Source organism: Dolichospermum sp. UHCC 0315A, from assembly GCF_008121535.1.
GTDB classification, from domain to species: Bacteria; Cyanobacteriota; Cyanobacteriia; order Cyanobacteriales; family Nostocaceae; genus Dolichospermum; species Dolichospermum lemmermannii.
Map to the genome: position 1 here is coordinate 1,800,934 of NZ_CP043056.1, position 16,068 is coordinate 1,817,001.

The following is a 16,068-nucleotide window of genomic DNA, read 5'->3' on the forward strand; positions in this document are numbered from 1 at the left end:
CTATCAACTTACCGTAGTTTTTACTTGCGGATTGGGAGAGGCTGTGGCATAATCTACTTGATAACCCCGGTATTTCGACCAAGTTACCGTAGTTTAAGAATTTAAATCTTGCTGTAAGGAATTCATCATGCTTAAAGATGGACAAGGGCTGTTAGTGACAACAGATTCAGCCGAAGCGATCGCTGCTATTAACCGTTTTATTGATCAATCCCTTGCTTATGGTAAAGATGCAAAAACAGCGATTTTAGAAGCAGTTGAGGCTGATCCAAATTGTGCTTTAGCTAATGCTTATGCAGCCGCTTATCATCTGAGTCAAGAAAGTACAAAAGATTGGCAACAGGCACAACCATATTTGCAAGTCGCACAAAGAAATTTAGGCAAAATTACTGCCAGAGAACAGTTATACGTAGAAGCAATTTTAGCTTGGGCAAATCAAGAGATTGATGTAGGAATAGCCCTTCATGAAGAGATTACCAATCAATTTCCCACTGATTTAATTTCCGTGCAGCAGGGGCAATATCACTATTTTTATACAGGTAATAAAGAAAAATTACTAGAAATTGCCCAAAAAGTTTTACCTAACAATCCCCAACAAGATTATCTATATGGGATGGTGGCCTTTGGCTTAGAACAATGTCACCAATTACCAGCAGCAGAAAAAATGGCACTTGAGGCGATAGCGAAGCGCTCCGTAGGAATCGCCTTAAATAGATATGATCCTTGGGCGCATCATGCTATTGGTCATGTAATGGAAACTCAGGGAAGAACCCAGGAGGGAATAATTTGGATGGAGAATTTTGCATATACCTGGGACAACTGTAACTCTATGCTTTATACCCACAACTGGTGGCATATAGCACTGTATTATTGGCAATTAGAAAACTACGAAAAGGTTCTGAAAATCTACGATGAGCATATTTGGCAACGTGCTAACAAACAATCTCCCAAAGACCAAGTAGGGGCAATTTCCATGTTATTACGGCTAGAATTACGTGGGGTAGATGTAGGCAACCGTTGGCAAGATATCAGTCCTTATCTTTACAGTCGCATTGATGAACACGCATTACCATTCCAGGATTTGCATTATGTCTATGCCCTTGCCAAAGCTGGACACAATAACTGGGTAAAAGAAATGCTTCAAAGTATGGAACATCACGCCTTGAGTATTAATCCCTTTCTCCGCAGGAGTTGGGTAAAGATAGCAATTCCCGCAGCTAAGGGCATGGTAGCTCATGCTCAAGGTGATTTCCAGACAACTGTTAACGAACTCAAATTTGTATTATCGCGGTTGCATGAGATTGGGGGAAGTCATGCACAGCGAGTATTATTTGCAGAAATTTATCAAGATGCTCTCTTGTGCGAACAAAAGCAGCATCGAATTTATCCTATCAGTGCTTAGAATTTTGTGGGATGGGCATACTACGGCAAGCTCAGTACAAGTCTTGCCCGTCCCTATATTATTAGCACTGATTAAGTACCAGATAATTTTCTAACTTCACTGCATCAAAACGCTTAACACTAAATTGTTTCATAATTTCTTGCAACTGAGCATCTGGTTGGAGTAGAGCCAATTGCATTTGCTGAATCAAAGAGATACCTAAACGCCGCGCTGTTACCAATGGTGGCATCGGAGAAGGTCCAATTATTTGCACCACACGTAAATGGTGTGATAATTCAGGAAAATCCCGTAATTCTTGTTCTAATACAACACTATCAATGGCTGCACAATCAACCAGTCCTTCAACTACCCAACGAATAGAACGTTGATGAGAACCTGATTCTAGAGATTTTCCCAAGAAATTAGGTGGATATTTTTCTTGACTCAACCACCGCCAAAGTAAATGATAACCACTATTAGAACCAGAGTCATTATAGCAAAAAGTTTTCCCTGATAAATCAGCAAACTTCTGAATATTGCTATTAGTCTTAACAATCACATCTGCATAGTATACAGGACAATTACCATATCGAGATGATTGCATCACAGGCGCAACTAATGTCTGTAATTGATTTGGTGCTATTTGACTATAACGAATTAGTGGTAATCCACAAATAAAAGCCAAATCTATTTGGTCTTTAAATAATAGAGTGTCTTTTAAGGGGTCGTATTTACTTTGATGTAGTGCAATTTCTACTTGTAAAACACGACCTAAATAAGCTGTAATCTCCTGATATAGTCCAAAATAATTAGGAGCTAAATAAGATACAGCCTGTAATTTTGTAATCTTAGTCATTCTTTTTTTTTAAACACTGCTATTCTGAAAAATTTTAATTAGCTTTTGCCTAGAGTAATGAATATATAAAAAACTGAGACTAGCAAAAGCAAGCAGCATGATTTTGAAAACTATTATATAAGGATGAATATACCACCATGTCCCCTTAAATAAGGATACTCCTAGTTCTGATCCCTTCCCTAAAAAATGAGGATATGCTTTTTGATGGATCTGAATATTAATGTCTTGGGCTAATGTCATGATAAATTCTCTTGTCAATAAAAAACTAAAGTACAGCAACTCGATAGGCTTACTGTAGATTATATCAAAAAAAATCTGGTTTTCCTATTTTGACGAATAAAAATTCCTAATAACCAGCAGTTTTATCTACCACATTACGTAAAGGCTTACCTTGATTATAGCGGTTGAAGTTATCTATAAATAGGGCAAGTGTTCTCTCTTTTACTCTAGGAGAATTACCAGAACAATGGGGGGTAATAAAAATATTTGGCAACGTCCACAAAGGACTCTCTGTTGGCAATGGTTCTGTAAAGACTGTATCTAAAGCTGCACCAGCAATCCAACCTGCTTGTAAAGCTTTATTAAGTGCTGATTCATCAACAATTGCCCCCCGTGCAATATTAATTAAATAGGAGTCAGGGCGAAATAAACGCAGGGTATCTACATCAATCATTCCCTTTGTTTCCGGCGTTAAAGGTGTAGCAATCACCACAAAATCTGATTCTGGAAGTAGTTGTTTCCATTCATTTGCACCCACTAAGTAGGTCGGCGTTAAAAAATCAATCTATGTAACGAAATATAAATTAACGAATACCTTATAAATAGGGTGTTTCACGGTTTTTACAAAACTAAACATATATCGATTTTATTGGGCCGACTTACTTACTTTATCAAAATTTGGTAATGGTCTTGCATTACGAGAACTACCAAAAATCCGCATTCCAAAAGCTTTAGCACGAACCGCAATTTCTTGACCAATTCCACCTGTGCCAATAATTAATAAAGTTTTATCGAATAATTCCTGAATTGGTAAACCTCTTTGCCAATCATGCTCATTTTGTAGTTTATATAAACTTGGTAATCGCTTAGAATAAGCCAATAAATAAGCAATCACAAATTCAGCAATGGGAATACCATGTACTCCAGAACCATTAGTTAAAATTAAATCCCGTTCTAAATGTTTTGGTGTCAAAATATGATTTACACCCGCATTTGGGGCATGATGCCAACGTAATGAAGGTGCAGCATCTAACACTCGATGTAAAGTAGTAGGTTTGAGATAAAACCAACTAAAATAAACTTCTGCATCTGTGGCATCACCATCTATATTTCCTTCACCATCTACACGCACTATAGTATTATTTTCAGGTAAATGTGGCTCAATTTCATCAGCAATTTCTACAGGTAAAATGAGTTTCATAATTGATAACTTCGATTATTTTTGATGTTCTATTTCATCTTCTGCAACAATTGATATGTTGAATCTTGTTTAGCTGTATTGGTAACAGATTTTCCCCAACCAATATTTTTGCGATAACTGCCTAAAAGTTGAGTTTCTGCTAATGATTGTTCATTAATTCCTGTTAATGGTTCTACATCGGGTGAAACATACAGCGCATCAACCGGACAGTATAATTCACACATAAAACAAGTTTGACAGTCGCTTTGTCTGGCAATTCTTGGAGGTGCATTCGGTACTTTATCAAATACGTTTGTCGGGCAAACTTTAACACAGATATTACATTCAATGCACCGGGATTCACTAACTAATTCAATCATAATAAAAAACCAAAGTTGATCCAAAATTTATATTGATGTAGGTTGGGTTAAGCGACAGCGCAACCCAACAAAAGTTTTGATATAACCTTTCCTGACAAATTTATCTGCGTTTATCTGCGTCCATCATCTTCCATCTGCGGTTAATTATTTTTTGTTGTACCTTACTTGACTAAGAGTTGTACCTTACTTGACTAAGAATTGCTATGATGTTGGGTTTCCTTGCGTCAATCCAACCTACAATTAAACAGTTACAAGTTCTTTTGCTTTTGTATCCTGTATAGGTGCAGCTTTTACCCAAACTTGATCCAAACCACCACTAATTAAATGATGTTGTTGATTAGTATCCTGTTCTGGATAATCTAAATGTTTGTGCATTCCGCGAGTTTCTCTGCGTTCCAAAGCACTGCTATACATCCATCTAGCTGTGGCTACCATTCCCGCAGCTTCCCTGGTGCGGACAATATTACTATTATCTGCAACTTGACTATTACGAATTTCATCCCACAGAGAATGTAATCTTTGCAATGATTCCGTTAAAGTTTGTTCGTTACGGAAATAATTGCGATTGTATGGAAAAACTTCCGCTTGAGTGGCTTTGATGATGTCTTCACTGTGAATTTGTTTTTCACTACCAGAAATAAATCCTACACTACCTACAGCTTGAACTGGTCGTTGGTTGGCTTGCACACCTAAATTATGGGAGTATGTAGCCGCAGACTGTCCTGCCCAATACCCTGAAGATAGCGCCCAAGCTGCATTATGACTACCGCCACCAGTAAAACCACCACAAATTAATTCCCTTGTGGCTGCATCACCAGCAGCATAGAGTCCACGTACTGAAGTAGCACAAGTATAATCAGTAATTCTAATGCCACCTGTACCCCGGACAGTCCCCTCTAAGCGCAGAGTTACAGGGAAACGTTGAGTAAAGGGATTAATACCTGCACGATCAAAAGGTAGAAAGAAATTGGGTTGGGATAAACGCATTGTTACCTGCATTTCTTCTGAGGCTTTGTCTATGATGCAATAAACAGGCTGAGTTATCAAGGTTTCGGCAATGACAGAACGCCCTTTTTGTGAACCAGCACCGGGGATAGGTGTCCCATCTTCGTAGGTGAAAGTTGCCCAATTATAGAATAAGGTTTTGGTGACAGAAGAAAAAGCAGGTGCGATGCCATAGGCGTTGGAAAACTCCATTCCTGACATATCTGCACCCGCTTCGGCCGCCATGAGATATCCATCACCTGTTAGCACATTGCAACCCAAGGCTTTACTCAAAAAAGCACAGCCTCCAGTAGCAATGATCACTGAATGCGATAGCTGCGCTCGCCGAAGGCATCGCACAACCCACTTTTCTCCAGTCTGACGGTTAACCCCCGTCGCCCCAGCTACAGCCCCTTCTGCATCTACCAACAACTGCAAAGCCGGACTGTGATCTAAAATTTTCACTCCTGCCCGTTTTATTTGCGATCGCATCAAGCGCATATATTCTGGACCTTGCAGACTGCGCCGATAGGGTTTACCTTCTTCATCTGTAGGGAAAGGATAACCCCAATCAGCTAGTTGGTTGACGTTCGCATAAGTTTGATCTAGGACCCGTTGCATCCAATCTCGGCTAGATAAAAATCCTCCTAAAGCCTCCCTAGAAGCCATTGCAGCCTCTCGACTGTCGGGTTCTGGTGCAACACACCATACACCGTTACCTGATGCAGCGGCACAGCCACTTGTACCGCAATAGCCTTTGTCCACCAAAACCACTTTTGCACCACCATTAGCAGCACTCCAAGCTGACCAAGTTCCAGCCGGGCCACCACCAATTACTAATACATCAGCTAATAAGGTTTGATCAATATCGCTATCTTGGGAAAATAATTGTTTCTGAGTCATGGAAATTCCTCTTTTTTTTAACATTAATTTATTGAAAAATCGTAGGTTGGGTTGACGTAAGGAAACCCAACATTTTCAGAATTTTGTTGGGTTGCGCTGTCGCTTAACCCAACCTACGCAATAACTTAAACTCCTGGTGTAGTTCCACCATCAACTTGAATTTCTGCACCAGTTATAGAAGCAGCTAAATCAGAAACTAAAAATAAAGCTAGTGCAGCAATTTCTTCAGGCTTGACGATTTTTCCTAAAGGAATTGATTTCACTGCTTGGGCTTTATATTCATCTACCGTAATACCTAAACTTTGGGCATTTTGCACTGCTAAAGTTTTCGCTCTTTCTGTGTCTGTTAAACCAGGAGAAATGGCATTAATTCTAATATTATCTAGGGCTAATTCTTTAGAAATGCCTCTTGTAAAGTTGAGTAGAGCCGCATTGGATGTTCCTCCTGGTAGGAAGTTGGGGCGGGGTGTGCGTCCAGCACCACCAATAATGTTAACAATGCGTCCATCACCTTGATTTTTCAAATAGGGAACAACGGCTCTAACTAATCGAATGTACCCCAAAAGTTTTAAATTCCAAGCATCTAAAAATGCTTCATCACTTAATTCTAAAAATGAACCCGCACGGGCTGAACCAGCATTATTAATCAAGATGTCAATTTTACCAAATTGTTCAATTGTTGTAGAAACAACCTTCTCAACATCTTCTGCTGTAGTTAAGTCGGCACTAACGCTAATAACTTTAGCCTCTGTATTGGGTAAATATTGAATATCAACTATTGCTTGATAAAGTTTTTCTTGATTGCGAGCAGCAATAACTACATTCACACCTTCACTATACAAAGCTTTAGCTGTAGCTAACCCAATTCCTGCACTACCACCTGTAACAATTGCTGTTTTACCTGATAGATTTAGTTCTAAACTCATAAAAAATTGTACCCCCTGATAAATTTACAAACCAAATAATTTGAAAAATCTAAATTTGCTTAACTGCAAAATTTTCTAAGAGAAATTGCTTGAGATGTGGCTGTTCTAAATTAATGCCCAATTCATTAGCTTTTTGAGCAATTTGTTCATAAGTAAAACCTGATTGAATTGCTTCTGCAATTAAGGCTATTCCTCCGGCTCTTGCACCACCAGCACAGTGAATTAAAATTGGTTTGGGTAAATGATCAATTTCTAGAATTGCTTCTGCTGTTAATTCTTGATTTGGTGCTTGAGAATTTAAAGGAATGTTTGTATATTCCAATCCTACAATTTGTGCTTCTTGCTTTTCATCATGGAAAAAACCATTTTCATCAGGATCACGTAAATTCAAAACTGATTTAAAACCCTCAATTGCTAATTTTCTTAATTCCTCAGCAGAAATTTGTCCAGCGATACTCAAATCATCATTAACCTTTTTAAAATCAGTCATTTTGATTCCTCTTTGGATGAAATGAAATCAATAAATAGATGCCAAAAGCTTATCTACTGCGGCTCGCAATGCAGTAGCAGCACCAGCACTCATATCTCGTGGCGCACAAATCCTATTTCTCACATAAGCTAGTGTAATAGCCCCTGTAGCCGCCATAATTGGATCTATACTTTCTTTTCCACCTGTTCTTCCTCCTAGTAATAGTTCGTTATTACCATTAAGGAGATAATCAGCTAATAGTCTGAGGTGAAAATCAACAATTTCTTTGATTATTGAGATATCACCTAAAGATTGAACTCCTGAATTTTTGAGAATATCGCCAATAGCAGTTTCTCGATTATCACTTAATCTTTCAGCCGCTTCTGCTCGATATTCAATAAATTCAGCATCAGCTAAGTCTAAAGGTAAGGGATTACCAATAGGTTCTACACCAAATCTACGGCGTAAAAGTAAATTATTAGTAATATTGTCTGATTTAACTCTGTTGTAAGCAGGACGTTTTTTAAGTGCTGCAAACCAAACATTGATGAGAGGAAAACGAGGATTTCCTTTGATGTGATATCCTCTATATACTGGTAAATTAGCCGCCAATCTATCTAAATGGGGACTATACATAATATCTACCAAACTAAATGTTGATAAAAAATATGGTTTTGAGTATCTACCTAAAGTTTTTTCAATTTCATCTAATTTAGCTTCAAATTCTGCTTCTAAATTTGCTAATTCTTTGGCATCTTCTGGAGGTTGTCTCAAGAATTTATAGGCAATATCCCGAAACCCATTAGTTTCTGCATCTTCAACCCATTGTCTAGCAAGAGCATTTTCTTCGGGATTTTCAGGTAACAATGTTTCTCCAAAGTGTTCTTCCAATTCTAAAAGAATATCTTTTGATTCATAAATGAATTTGCCCTCAATATTTGCTGCGGGGACAAGAGTTGTTGGCACTAAATCTGTGTACCATTTCGGTTTATTACTCAGATCAATAAATTCTGTTTCAAAGGGAATTTGTTTTTCTTCTAACGCAAACCAAACTCTTTCACAAAAAGGACACCAAGAGTTACTATCTCTATATAACAATATCGGCGGTTTTCTCTCCGGGGAAAGTTTATGTAAACTGCTAGGAATAGGAGCAGTAGAAGGTGCTTGTCCTGGTCTTTTGACTCGACGGGCGGGGGTATTTTGTCGAGCGCTTTCTAATAATTGATCCCAATTAGATATGGTAGTGCTTGTAATGGACATTTGTTACCTCGCTTTATTTGGAACGCCAGAAAATACAAATAGTTGTTCTTCTTTGGGTGTAGGTAAATTTTCACCTAAATAACGATGAATCCCTACTCCCATATCTCCTGTGGCTGTGAGTTTAAAGTTAACTTCTTCAAATCCAAAATCACGGAAGTATTTACGCACGGTTTCTGAATAAGCAATACCGTTAGAATGTCCACGAGTCCAGAGAACAAAAGCACCTTTTTTACTCAAAAAGCTCAAGTTTCCTAATAAACGATTGAGTTCATTTTCATCAGCTAAATTCCCAAAAATTCCACAAACAATCACAATATCTGCGGGTACTGCTCCTACATAGTTATCAGCAGCAGTTGCATCACCATTGATAAACTCAATTTGTTTTGTTAGATTTAATGATTCTATTGTTTCGCGCCCATGTTTAACTAACTGGGGATTGATTTCTACTAATCTTGCATATACATCTTTAGCGCGAGGATGATTTGCTAATGTTCCTAACAAATCTCGTCCATCACCAGCGCAAGCACTAACTACTCGAATAGTACCAGTTGGGGAGTTATCCAAACCATAGGAAATATATTCCTGCACGATTTCTAGCCGTTGCTGTAATTTGGGTTCAGTGTTGTAAAGATCGTGCCATTCTAACCAATCTTTTGCCATAAAAGAAGATTCCCGATTGCTAAAAATTCAGATTCTCAACAGTGTCTTTCATCACTATAACATAAAAATACGGTATGTCTATCAAAAAACCGTAGATTAAATATAAACACAGACTACCATATCAATTTGGGGAAAATCAAGTAGTTAGATAATTATTTATCTAGTAATGCAAAAGATGATTAAGTTGTTTCAATTGACTAACTTGTAATAAATCTACATTTCCACCACTGATAATTACGCCAATTCTCGCACCCGGTGCTTTAACTACACCTTCTAATAATGCTGTTGCAGCTATAACTCCGGTAGGTTCAACAACGATTTTTAAGCGTTCCCAAATCAAAAACATGGTGCGAATTATGCCTGCATCTGATACTGTCACCATATCATCTACATATTCCAAGACTAAGGGAAAGGTGATTTTACCCAAACTGGGAGTTCTTGCACCATCAGCAATGGTATGGGGATTATGGACAATTTGCAGGGTTTTGGTATAAAAGGAGCGAGTAGCATCATCGGCTAATTCCGGTTCTACACCGATTATTTGACAATTAGGTAAAACCGCTTTTGTCGCAACTGCACAACCAGAAATTAATCCACCACCACCACAACATACTAATAAGTAATCTAGTTGTCCCACTTCCTGAATTAGTTCTAATGCAGTTGTACCTTGTCCAGCAATTATATGACGATGATCATAGGGGGGAATTAAAGTTAATTCGCGTTCTACTGCGAGACTTTTGGTTAATTCTTCCCGGTTAGTTGTGTCAGGGCTGTATAAAATGACTTCTGCACCATAACCGCGAGTAGCAGTTTGTTTGACTATTGGTGCATTATCAGGCATAACTACAACTGTGGGAATATTGAGTAATTTTCCGGCTAAAGCGATCGCTTGTCCATGATTTCCTGAAGAATAGGTAATAACGCCTTTTATTTTTTGCTGGGCTGATAATTGAACTAAAGCATTATAAGCGCCACGAAACTTAAATGCTCCTGTCCGTTGAAAATTTTCGCATTTAAAAAATACTTGGCTTTTAGTCAGTTTATTGAAAGTATTAGAAGTAATTACTGGTGTTTGATGGGCAATACCTAAAAGCCTTTTTTGCGCTGCTTCTACATCAGTAATAGTAACAGAATCAGATAATAACATTTTTTTTCATAAAGTAACTCTCACTATCATTAATAAGTAAGTGGGCGTTAAAAAATATAATACAAACCTAACCCCCCACCCCCCTTCCCTACCAGGGAAGGGGGAGTCAAAGTCTCTCCAGTATCAAGATTTATTCCTTTTCCCTCTCCTTGTGGAGAGGGTTAGGGAGAGGTTTTATATTTAATTGTGTCAAGCTACTTATTAAGTGAGGTGAGAATCCCGCTTTGTATTTTTTACAAAATCTGGTTAAGGTGCTGGATTAGGATAACGAGTATGAATTGCATCTATTTCTGCGAAAATCTCTTGATCTAAAACCACATTGACACTATCTATATTTTCCTGCAATTGTGCCAAAGTTGTTGCGCCAATAATTGTGCTTTTCACAAACCAACGACTTTTGACAAATGCGATCGCTAATTGAGCAGGTGACAGATTATACTTTTTAGCAACCTCCACATAAGCCTTCACCGCTTCCTGCACATTGGGTTTTAAATAACGTTGTCCAAAACCTGAAAATAGAGTTATTCTCGTATTTTCTAACTGTTGATTCTCTATGTATTTACCAGTCAAAAACCCAAAACCCAGGGGACTATAAGCCAATAAACCCACATCTGTATAACGATAAACTTCAGCTAAACCTGATTCAAAATTACGATTTAATAAATTGTAAGCATTTTGAGTTGTCACAACTTTAGGTAATCCCAAATCATTAGCAATGCGAACAAACTCGCTCACCCCCCAAGGCGTTTCATTACTTAAACCCAAATAGCGAATCTTCCCAGCTTTAATCACATCAGCAAAAGCCTGTAACTGTTCCGCAATAGGCACAGATTCCCTTTCTGATTCTGGATTATAACTTGTTTGTCCAAATGTCGGAACATAACGATCAGGCCAATGAATTTGATACAAATCTACATAATCAGTTTGTAATCTCTGCAAACTATCATTTACTGCCTGTGTAATATTATCACGGTCAACTTTATTATTTCCACCCCTCAACCAAGAAAAAGGACGACCCGGACCAGCAATCTTAGTAGCTACAATTAATTTATCTCGTTGCTGTTTCTTCAACCATTCACCAATATAAGCCTCAGTTTTCCCTTGGGTTTCACCACGAGGAGGGACGGGATACATTTCTGCCGCATCTAAGAAATTTATCCCTTGGGTAACAGCATAGTCAAGTTGCTCATGTGCATCCTCAATAGTATTTTGATGCCCATAGGTCATAGTTCCCAAGCAAATTTCTGAAACATTGAGGTCGCTTGCACCAAGTTGATTGTATTTCATAATGTTTAAATGATTCTCCTGATTCCATTTTGCTACAAAAACTAAAAATATCACTATTCCATCAAACTACACTAAATCTACTGATTTAACGGAGTTAACACCTGAAAAAGCATACTATCATACAAATTTTAGACATACAACCCTTTGTAGCAATTAATTTAAAATTATGAAAAATGTATCCACCAATACTCAAATTCTAGATTTTTTGTGAAATACTGCTATCTATCACAGATTAACTACAGTAACTTGACCAAATTACCGGATTATCTAATATAGGGTAATTTAGTTGCTACTATAGGCTTTCCTGTCACTACGAATACAAAACCAGTCTCAATGGACGTATTACCGAAAATTTCTATCTGAGAAGTTCCTTGATCTTTCCTCTGGTAAGTCCGAAATTATTGATGATTTCGGACTGCCTTAAATTTTGTGTGTGTGAGGTTATCAAAATGAAAAAAACTGCTTGGAATTTATTGCTTACTTTGCCCATGTCTGTATTCCTATTAGTCTTAGCAGCTAGTACAAAAACTTCTGCTAGTGAAATAAGAGGAGAACGTGAAACAACAAACAAAGAGACTTTATCATCAGTCAGCATCAATGCTCCTGACTTGAACAACATTACTCAAATAATTGCCCAAAAAGAACCTTCCTCTTTACCAGATGAATCACAAGTTACATCTGTATCCCAGCTTTCAGATGTCCAACCCTCTGACTGGGCTTATGAGGCCTTAAAATCTCTTATAGAACGTTATAACTGCTTAGTAGGTTCTGATACTAAATATCGTGGTAATCGAGCCTTGACTCGCTATGAATTTGCCGCAGGGTTAAATGCTTGTTTAGATCAAGTCAATAAACTTATTGCTGCATCTACATCTGATTTAGCTCTAAAAGCAGATTTGGAAAGCATACAACGACTAACTGAAGAATTTAATACCGAACTTACTGTATTACGCGGAAGATTACAGACAATAGAAGCACGAACCACAGAATTAGAAGGTAATCAATTTTCAACAACAACTAAGCTACAAGGTGAAGTGCAGTTTGTAGTTGGTGGAGTTTTAGCCGGGAATAACGTCGTTACCAAACAACCCGCACCCAGCACCATTACATTTTCCCAGCGGACTCGCTTAATATTAAGTAGTAGTTTTACTGGTAAAGATCAACTACGATTAACACTTTCCGGTGGAAATATTAACTCATTAGGTGGAGTACCTAATCCTAGAGGAACTGGAACAGGACTTAGCACAAATAATCCCACTGGCGGAATATTTGGTACATTTGACAGTAGAACTGCCGATAATGCCAGTCCTAGTTTTGGCGCAAATCAGATTTCTGTTGGTGGTATCCGTTATCGGTTTCCAGTTGGTAAAAAGACCCAATTTAACATTTTTGCCCAATCTGATGGAGCAAACGAGATTGGTTTAAGTGGTCCAACAAACCCATTTGAAGGGTCAGCTTCTAACGGGATTTCTCGATTTTCCCGGCGGAATATGGTCTATAACTATGGAGATACAGGCCCTGGAATTGCCATACTTCACGACCTAAGTAAACAGTGGCAATTAGGTGCATCATACAGTGCGCCTAATGGTGATAATCCCGCACCTAAGAATGGCTTATTTACAGGTAGATATGTAGCATTTGGACAGATAACATACTTTAGCCCCAAAAAGAATTTCCGTGTAGGTTTGAGTTACGCTAACACCTATAGTCCAGCGGGTACTTTAGGTCAAGGTGGAACAAACTTTGGTCCGGCGGCGGGAAGTAACCTAGCAAATAGCACCATTTCCACTAACCCAGCCAACGCAGCTCAGGGCATTGTTGATCAAGGAACAGTAGGAAATCTTTACGGACTTGGGGCATTATATAGATTTAGCCCCAAGTTAACAGCTAATACTTTTGTAGGTTATTCAGCCCATCGTTATTTGGGACAAGGAGATGGTCAAGTCTGGAACTGGGGAGTAGGACTAACATCTCCTGATTTAGGAAAAAAAGGTAGTTTAGGAGCTATTTTTGTGGGTGTAGCACCAACACTAACTGCACTTAGTAAAAATGTAGATTTGGGAGCAGGTAAGGGTCAAGCCGACAAAGATACCTCTCTGCACGTTGAGGGATGGTATCAATATAAACTGACTAATAACATTGAAGTTACACCTGGATTTATTTGGGTAACAGCGCCAAATTCAGATACTACTAATCCTGCTAGTTTGGTGGGTTGGTTACGTACCACCTTCAGATTTTAACGCATAAATCAGGATTTACAAGATTTGAAGATTTGTAGGATTTCGTATTTATCAAAAGTCTTTAATCCCGTTAATCCTTAAATCTTGGACATTATCTCGACTTCGCTCGATAACCACCTGATTCAGACATTTTCATCCAGTTAATCCTTAAATCCTGGACATCCTGATTCAGACATTTTCATCCCGTTAATCCTTAAATCCTGGACATCCTGATTCAGACATTTTAATCCTCTTAATCCTTTAATCCTGTAAATCCTGATTCTGACATTTTCATAATCATTTTTCTGCAAGTTATGACTAACCCAACTGAATTACTTAATCATCGCTATGGTCATAATAACTTCAATCCAGATATTCCCTGGAGTGACACCTTAGCAACTCTGTTATCCCATCGTTCAATTCGTGCTTATTTACCTGATGCTTTACCCCCAGGAACTTTAGAAGTTTTAATTGCTGCTGCTCAATCTGCTTCTACTTCCTCCAATCTCCAAACCTGGAGTGTAGTAGCAGTTGAAGATGCAAATCGCAAAGAAGAATTATCAAAACTAACTAATAATCAAGCACATATTCGCCAATCTCCTTTATTTTTAGTGTGGTTAGCAGATTTAGCCAGACTCACTCACATTGCCGAAAATCGCGGACTACCTCATGAAGGTTTAGATTATTTGGAAATGTTTTTAATGGCAGCTATAGATGCCGCATTAGCAGCACAAAATGCTGTAGTCGCAGCAGAATCTATCGGGTTGGGAACTGTGTATATCGGTGCATTACGAAATAAACCAGAAGAGGTAGCGCAGATATTGAATTTACCTCCTCATGTAGTTGCTGTTTTCGGTTTGTGTGTAGGCTATGCTGATCCCATTGTGAATGTGGCAATTAAACCACGTTTATCTCAATCAGTGATATTACATCGAGAAACATATCAACTTGCCCAACAAGAGCAAGGAATATCAGAATATAACCAAATCATGGAGAAATTCTACAATTCACAACATATCAATATTCCTGGTGATTGGTCGGAACATTCTAGTAAAAGGGTAGCATCGGCTGAATCTTTATCTGGTCGGCATAGATTAAAGGAAATTCTGAATAGTTTGGGTTTTAAATTACAATAATTAAATCTGCCCCGTCCACGGGCTAGAGGAGATGCAAAGTTTGCGAAGCTCGTAGAGAGAATTTTAGATAGAGTTATGGGTAAACAAGAATCACTACAAACTGGATCTTCATCATCGTCTTCTTCTTATTTATTGAATTCTGTATCTGCTTAAATGCCATTACTAGAAACTGTTTGGAGCAAAAATTATGACTATCGCCATAGAAAGTCTGCGAAAAGCCAAATTTGCACAGATAGGCGTTCAAGTAGTCAGCCCACGGTGTTATCTAGACTATCCTCTGATCAACACCGAAGTTCATACCCAGAAATTTCCCAGCGCCTTCTGAGATTATTTAGAGTTAGTAGGTGATATTGGTGAAAAGTGAGAAAGCCAATTTTTCTCAACTTCTCTTTCCTAATCTTAGGATTTAAACAATCTTGGTATTTGACTTATAACTGATATTCTCTACATGGCTTACCAAGCATTACTGTCAGTTATTTTTAGGTTTCCTCATGCCGTGTTGAGGTAGATTATTTTTTCTACCTCACTTTCTTAAATATTTAACAAAACTAGAAAATGTTCACAAAAAAGGAGAATTCAATCATGCTGAATTGGGAAACTAAATTGAAATCATGGAAAAACAAACGGATCACTCGTCGTTCTGCTTTATCCGCTTTTAGCTCTAGTTTAGTCCTATCTGCTGCGTTATTCACTTGGAATACACCTCAAAATAGCGCTCAACATCAAGCAATTTCATCTATTACAACTAACACAAATAGTAAACTAATTGCCAGTAATGACAAGAAAGTAGTCCGAATAGTTCGTTCTAAACAGCTTACAGCCTTAGCAGTTTTAGAAAAAAAAGGCATTTTAGAAAAACGATTAGGAGCTTTTGGGGCTTATACCTAAAAAAGTAAATGTTAGAGATGGGTTTTTAACTCCTCAACAATATGCTGCAATTACTCCGAAGGAAGTGCTTGCTAAAAAATAGCAATTTATAATAGTTTTATTTCTCTTTATTTTTGGGAGAAAGTAAAAAGAAGTAAAACTTAAATTGATTTTTGACAAAACTATGAAACTTGAAT

At 38.0% G+C, this 16,068-nt stretch carries 14 protein-coding genes and 2 pseudogenes; 5 read left to right on the forward strand and 11 right to left on the reverse strand.

Annotation, left to right across the window (positions count from 1 at the left end):
* Positions 1-127: 127 nt before the first annotated feature.
* Positions 128-1,399 (forward strand): tetratricopeptide repeat protein, encoded by a 1,272-nt coding sequence (locus tag BMF77_RS08605; protein WP_148762140.1) that lies wholly within the window; start codon positions 128-130, stop codon positions 1,397-1,399.
* 61 nt (positions 1,400-1,460) lie between these two features.
* Here BMF77_RS08605 and BMF77_RS08610 read toward each other — a convergent pair whose 3' ends face one another.
* The 11 genes and pseudogenes from BMF77_RS08610 to BMF77_RS08660 form a co-directional block, all read right to left on the reverse strand.
* Complete coding sequence (locus BMF77_RS08610; protein ID WP_148762142.1) at positions 1,461-2,234, reverse strand: phosphate/phosphite/phosphonate ABC transporter substrate-binding protein; 774 nt, start codon at positions 2,232-2,234, stop codon at positions 1,461-1,463.
* Positions 2,235-2,580: 346 nt separating this feature from the next.
* Positions 2,581-2,991, reverse strand: a pseudogene (locus BMF77_RS28950) (NAD(P)-dependent oxidoreductase); the annotation flags it as partial.
* A gap of 126 nt (positions 2,992-3,117) precedes the next feature.
* Positions 3,118-3,654: pseudogene (locus tag BMF77_RS28955) on the reverse strand (NAD(P)-dependent oxidoreductase); the annotation flags it as partial.
* A 29-nt stretch (positions 3,655-3,683) separates the two neighbouring features.
* On the reverse strand, positions 3,684-4,013 hold the full coding sequence (locus BMF77_RS08625; RefSeq protein ID WP_148762148.1) for a ferredoxin family protein: 330 nt from the start codon (positions 4,011-4,013) through the stop codon (positions 3,684-3,686).
* Between the two features lie 240 nt (positions 4,014-4,253).
* Positions 4,254-5,900, reverse strand: coding sequence for an FAD-dependent oxidoreductase (locus BMF77_RS08630; RefSeq protein ID WP_148762150.1), 1,647 nt, complete (start codon positions 5,898-5,900; stop codon positions 4,254-4,256).
* A 125-nt stretch (positions 5,901-6,025) separates the two neighbouring features.
* On the reverse strand, positions 6,026-6,826 hold the full coding sequence (locus BMF77_RS08635; RefSeq protein ID WP_148762152.1) for an SDR family oxidoreductase: 801 nt from the start codon (positions 6,824-6,826) through the stop codon (positions 6,026-6,028).
* 49 nt (positions 6,827-6,875) lie between these two features.
* Positions 6,876-7,316, reverse strand: coding sequence for a beta-lactamase hydrolase domain-containing protein (locus tag BMF77_RS08640; protein ID WP_148762154.1), 441 nt, complete (start codon positions 7,314-7,316; stop codon positions 6,876-6,878).
* A gap of 27 nt (positions 7,317-7,343) precedes the next feature.
* A complete protein-coding gene (locus BMF77_RS08645; RefSeq protein ID WP_148762156.1) occupies positions 7,344-8,555 on the reverse strand; it encodes a glutathione S-transferase family protein in 1,212 nt (403 codons plus the stop codon).
* Between the two features lie 3 nt (positions 8,556-8,558).
* On the reverse strand, positions 8,559-9,215 hold the full coding sequence (locus BMF77_RS08650) for a class I SAM-dependent methyltransferase family protein (RefSeq protein WP_148762158.1): 657 nt from the start codon (positions 9,213-9,215) through the stop codon (positions 8,559-8,561).
* Between the two features lie 160 nt (positions 9,216-9,375).
* Entirely contained in the window at positions 9,376-10,362 is a 987-nt protein-coding gene (locus BMF77_RS08655; RefSeq protein WP_148762160.1) for a threo-3-hydroxy-L-aspartate ammonia-lyase, read from the reverse strand.
* 246 nt (positions 10,363-10,608) lie between these two features.
* On the reverse strand, positions 10,609-11,649 hold the full coding sequence (locus tag BMF77_RS08660; protein WP_148762162.1) for an NADP(H)-dependent aldo-keto reductase: 1,041 nt from the start codon (positions 11,647-11,649) through the stop codon (positions 10,609-10,611).
* A gap of 449 nt (positions 11,650-12,098) precedes the next feature.
* Between BMF77_RS08660 and BMF77_RS08665 the strand changes: the two genes are divergently transcribed.
* The 4 genes from BMF77_RS08665 to BMF77_RS08675 all read left to right on the forward strand — a co-directional run bounded on the left by BMF77_RS08665 (position 12,099) and on the right by BMF77_RS08675 (position 15,892).
* On the forward strand, positions 12,099-13,889 hold the full coding sequence (locus BMF77_RS08665; protein ID WP_148762164.1) for an iron uptake porin: 1,791 nt from the start codon (positions 12,099-12,101) through the stop codon (positions 13,887-13,889).
* A gap of 293 nt (positions 13,890-14,182) precedes the next feature.
* Complete coding sequence (locus BMF77_RS08670; RefSeq protein WP_148762166.1) at positions 14,183-15,004, forward strand: NADPH-dependent oxidoreductase; 822 nt, start codon at positions 14,183-14,185, stop codon at positions 15,002-15,004.
* Between the two features lie 187 nt (positions 15,005-15,191).
* Positions 15,192-15,329, forward strand: coding sequence for a hypothetical protein (locus tag BMF77_RS27230; RefSeq protein WP_210422246.1), 138 nt, complete (start codon positions 15,192-15,194; stop codon positions 15,327-15,329).
* 257 nt (positions 15,330-15,586) lie between these two features.
* Positions 15,587-15,892: a hypothetical protein gene (locus BMF77_RS08675; protein WP_148762168.1), complete on the forward strand. Its 306-nt coding sequence runs from the start codon at positions 15,587-15,589 to the stop codon at positions 15,890-15,892.
* Positions 15,893-16,068: the final 176 nt, after the last annotated feature.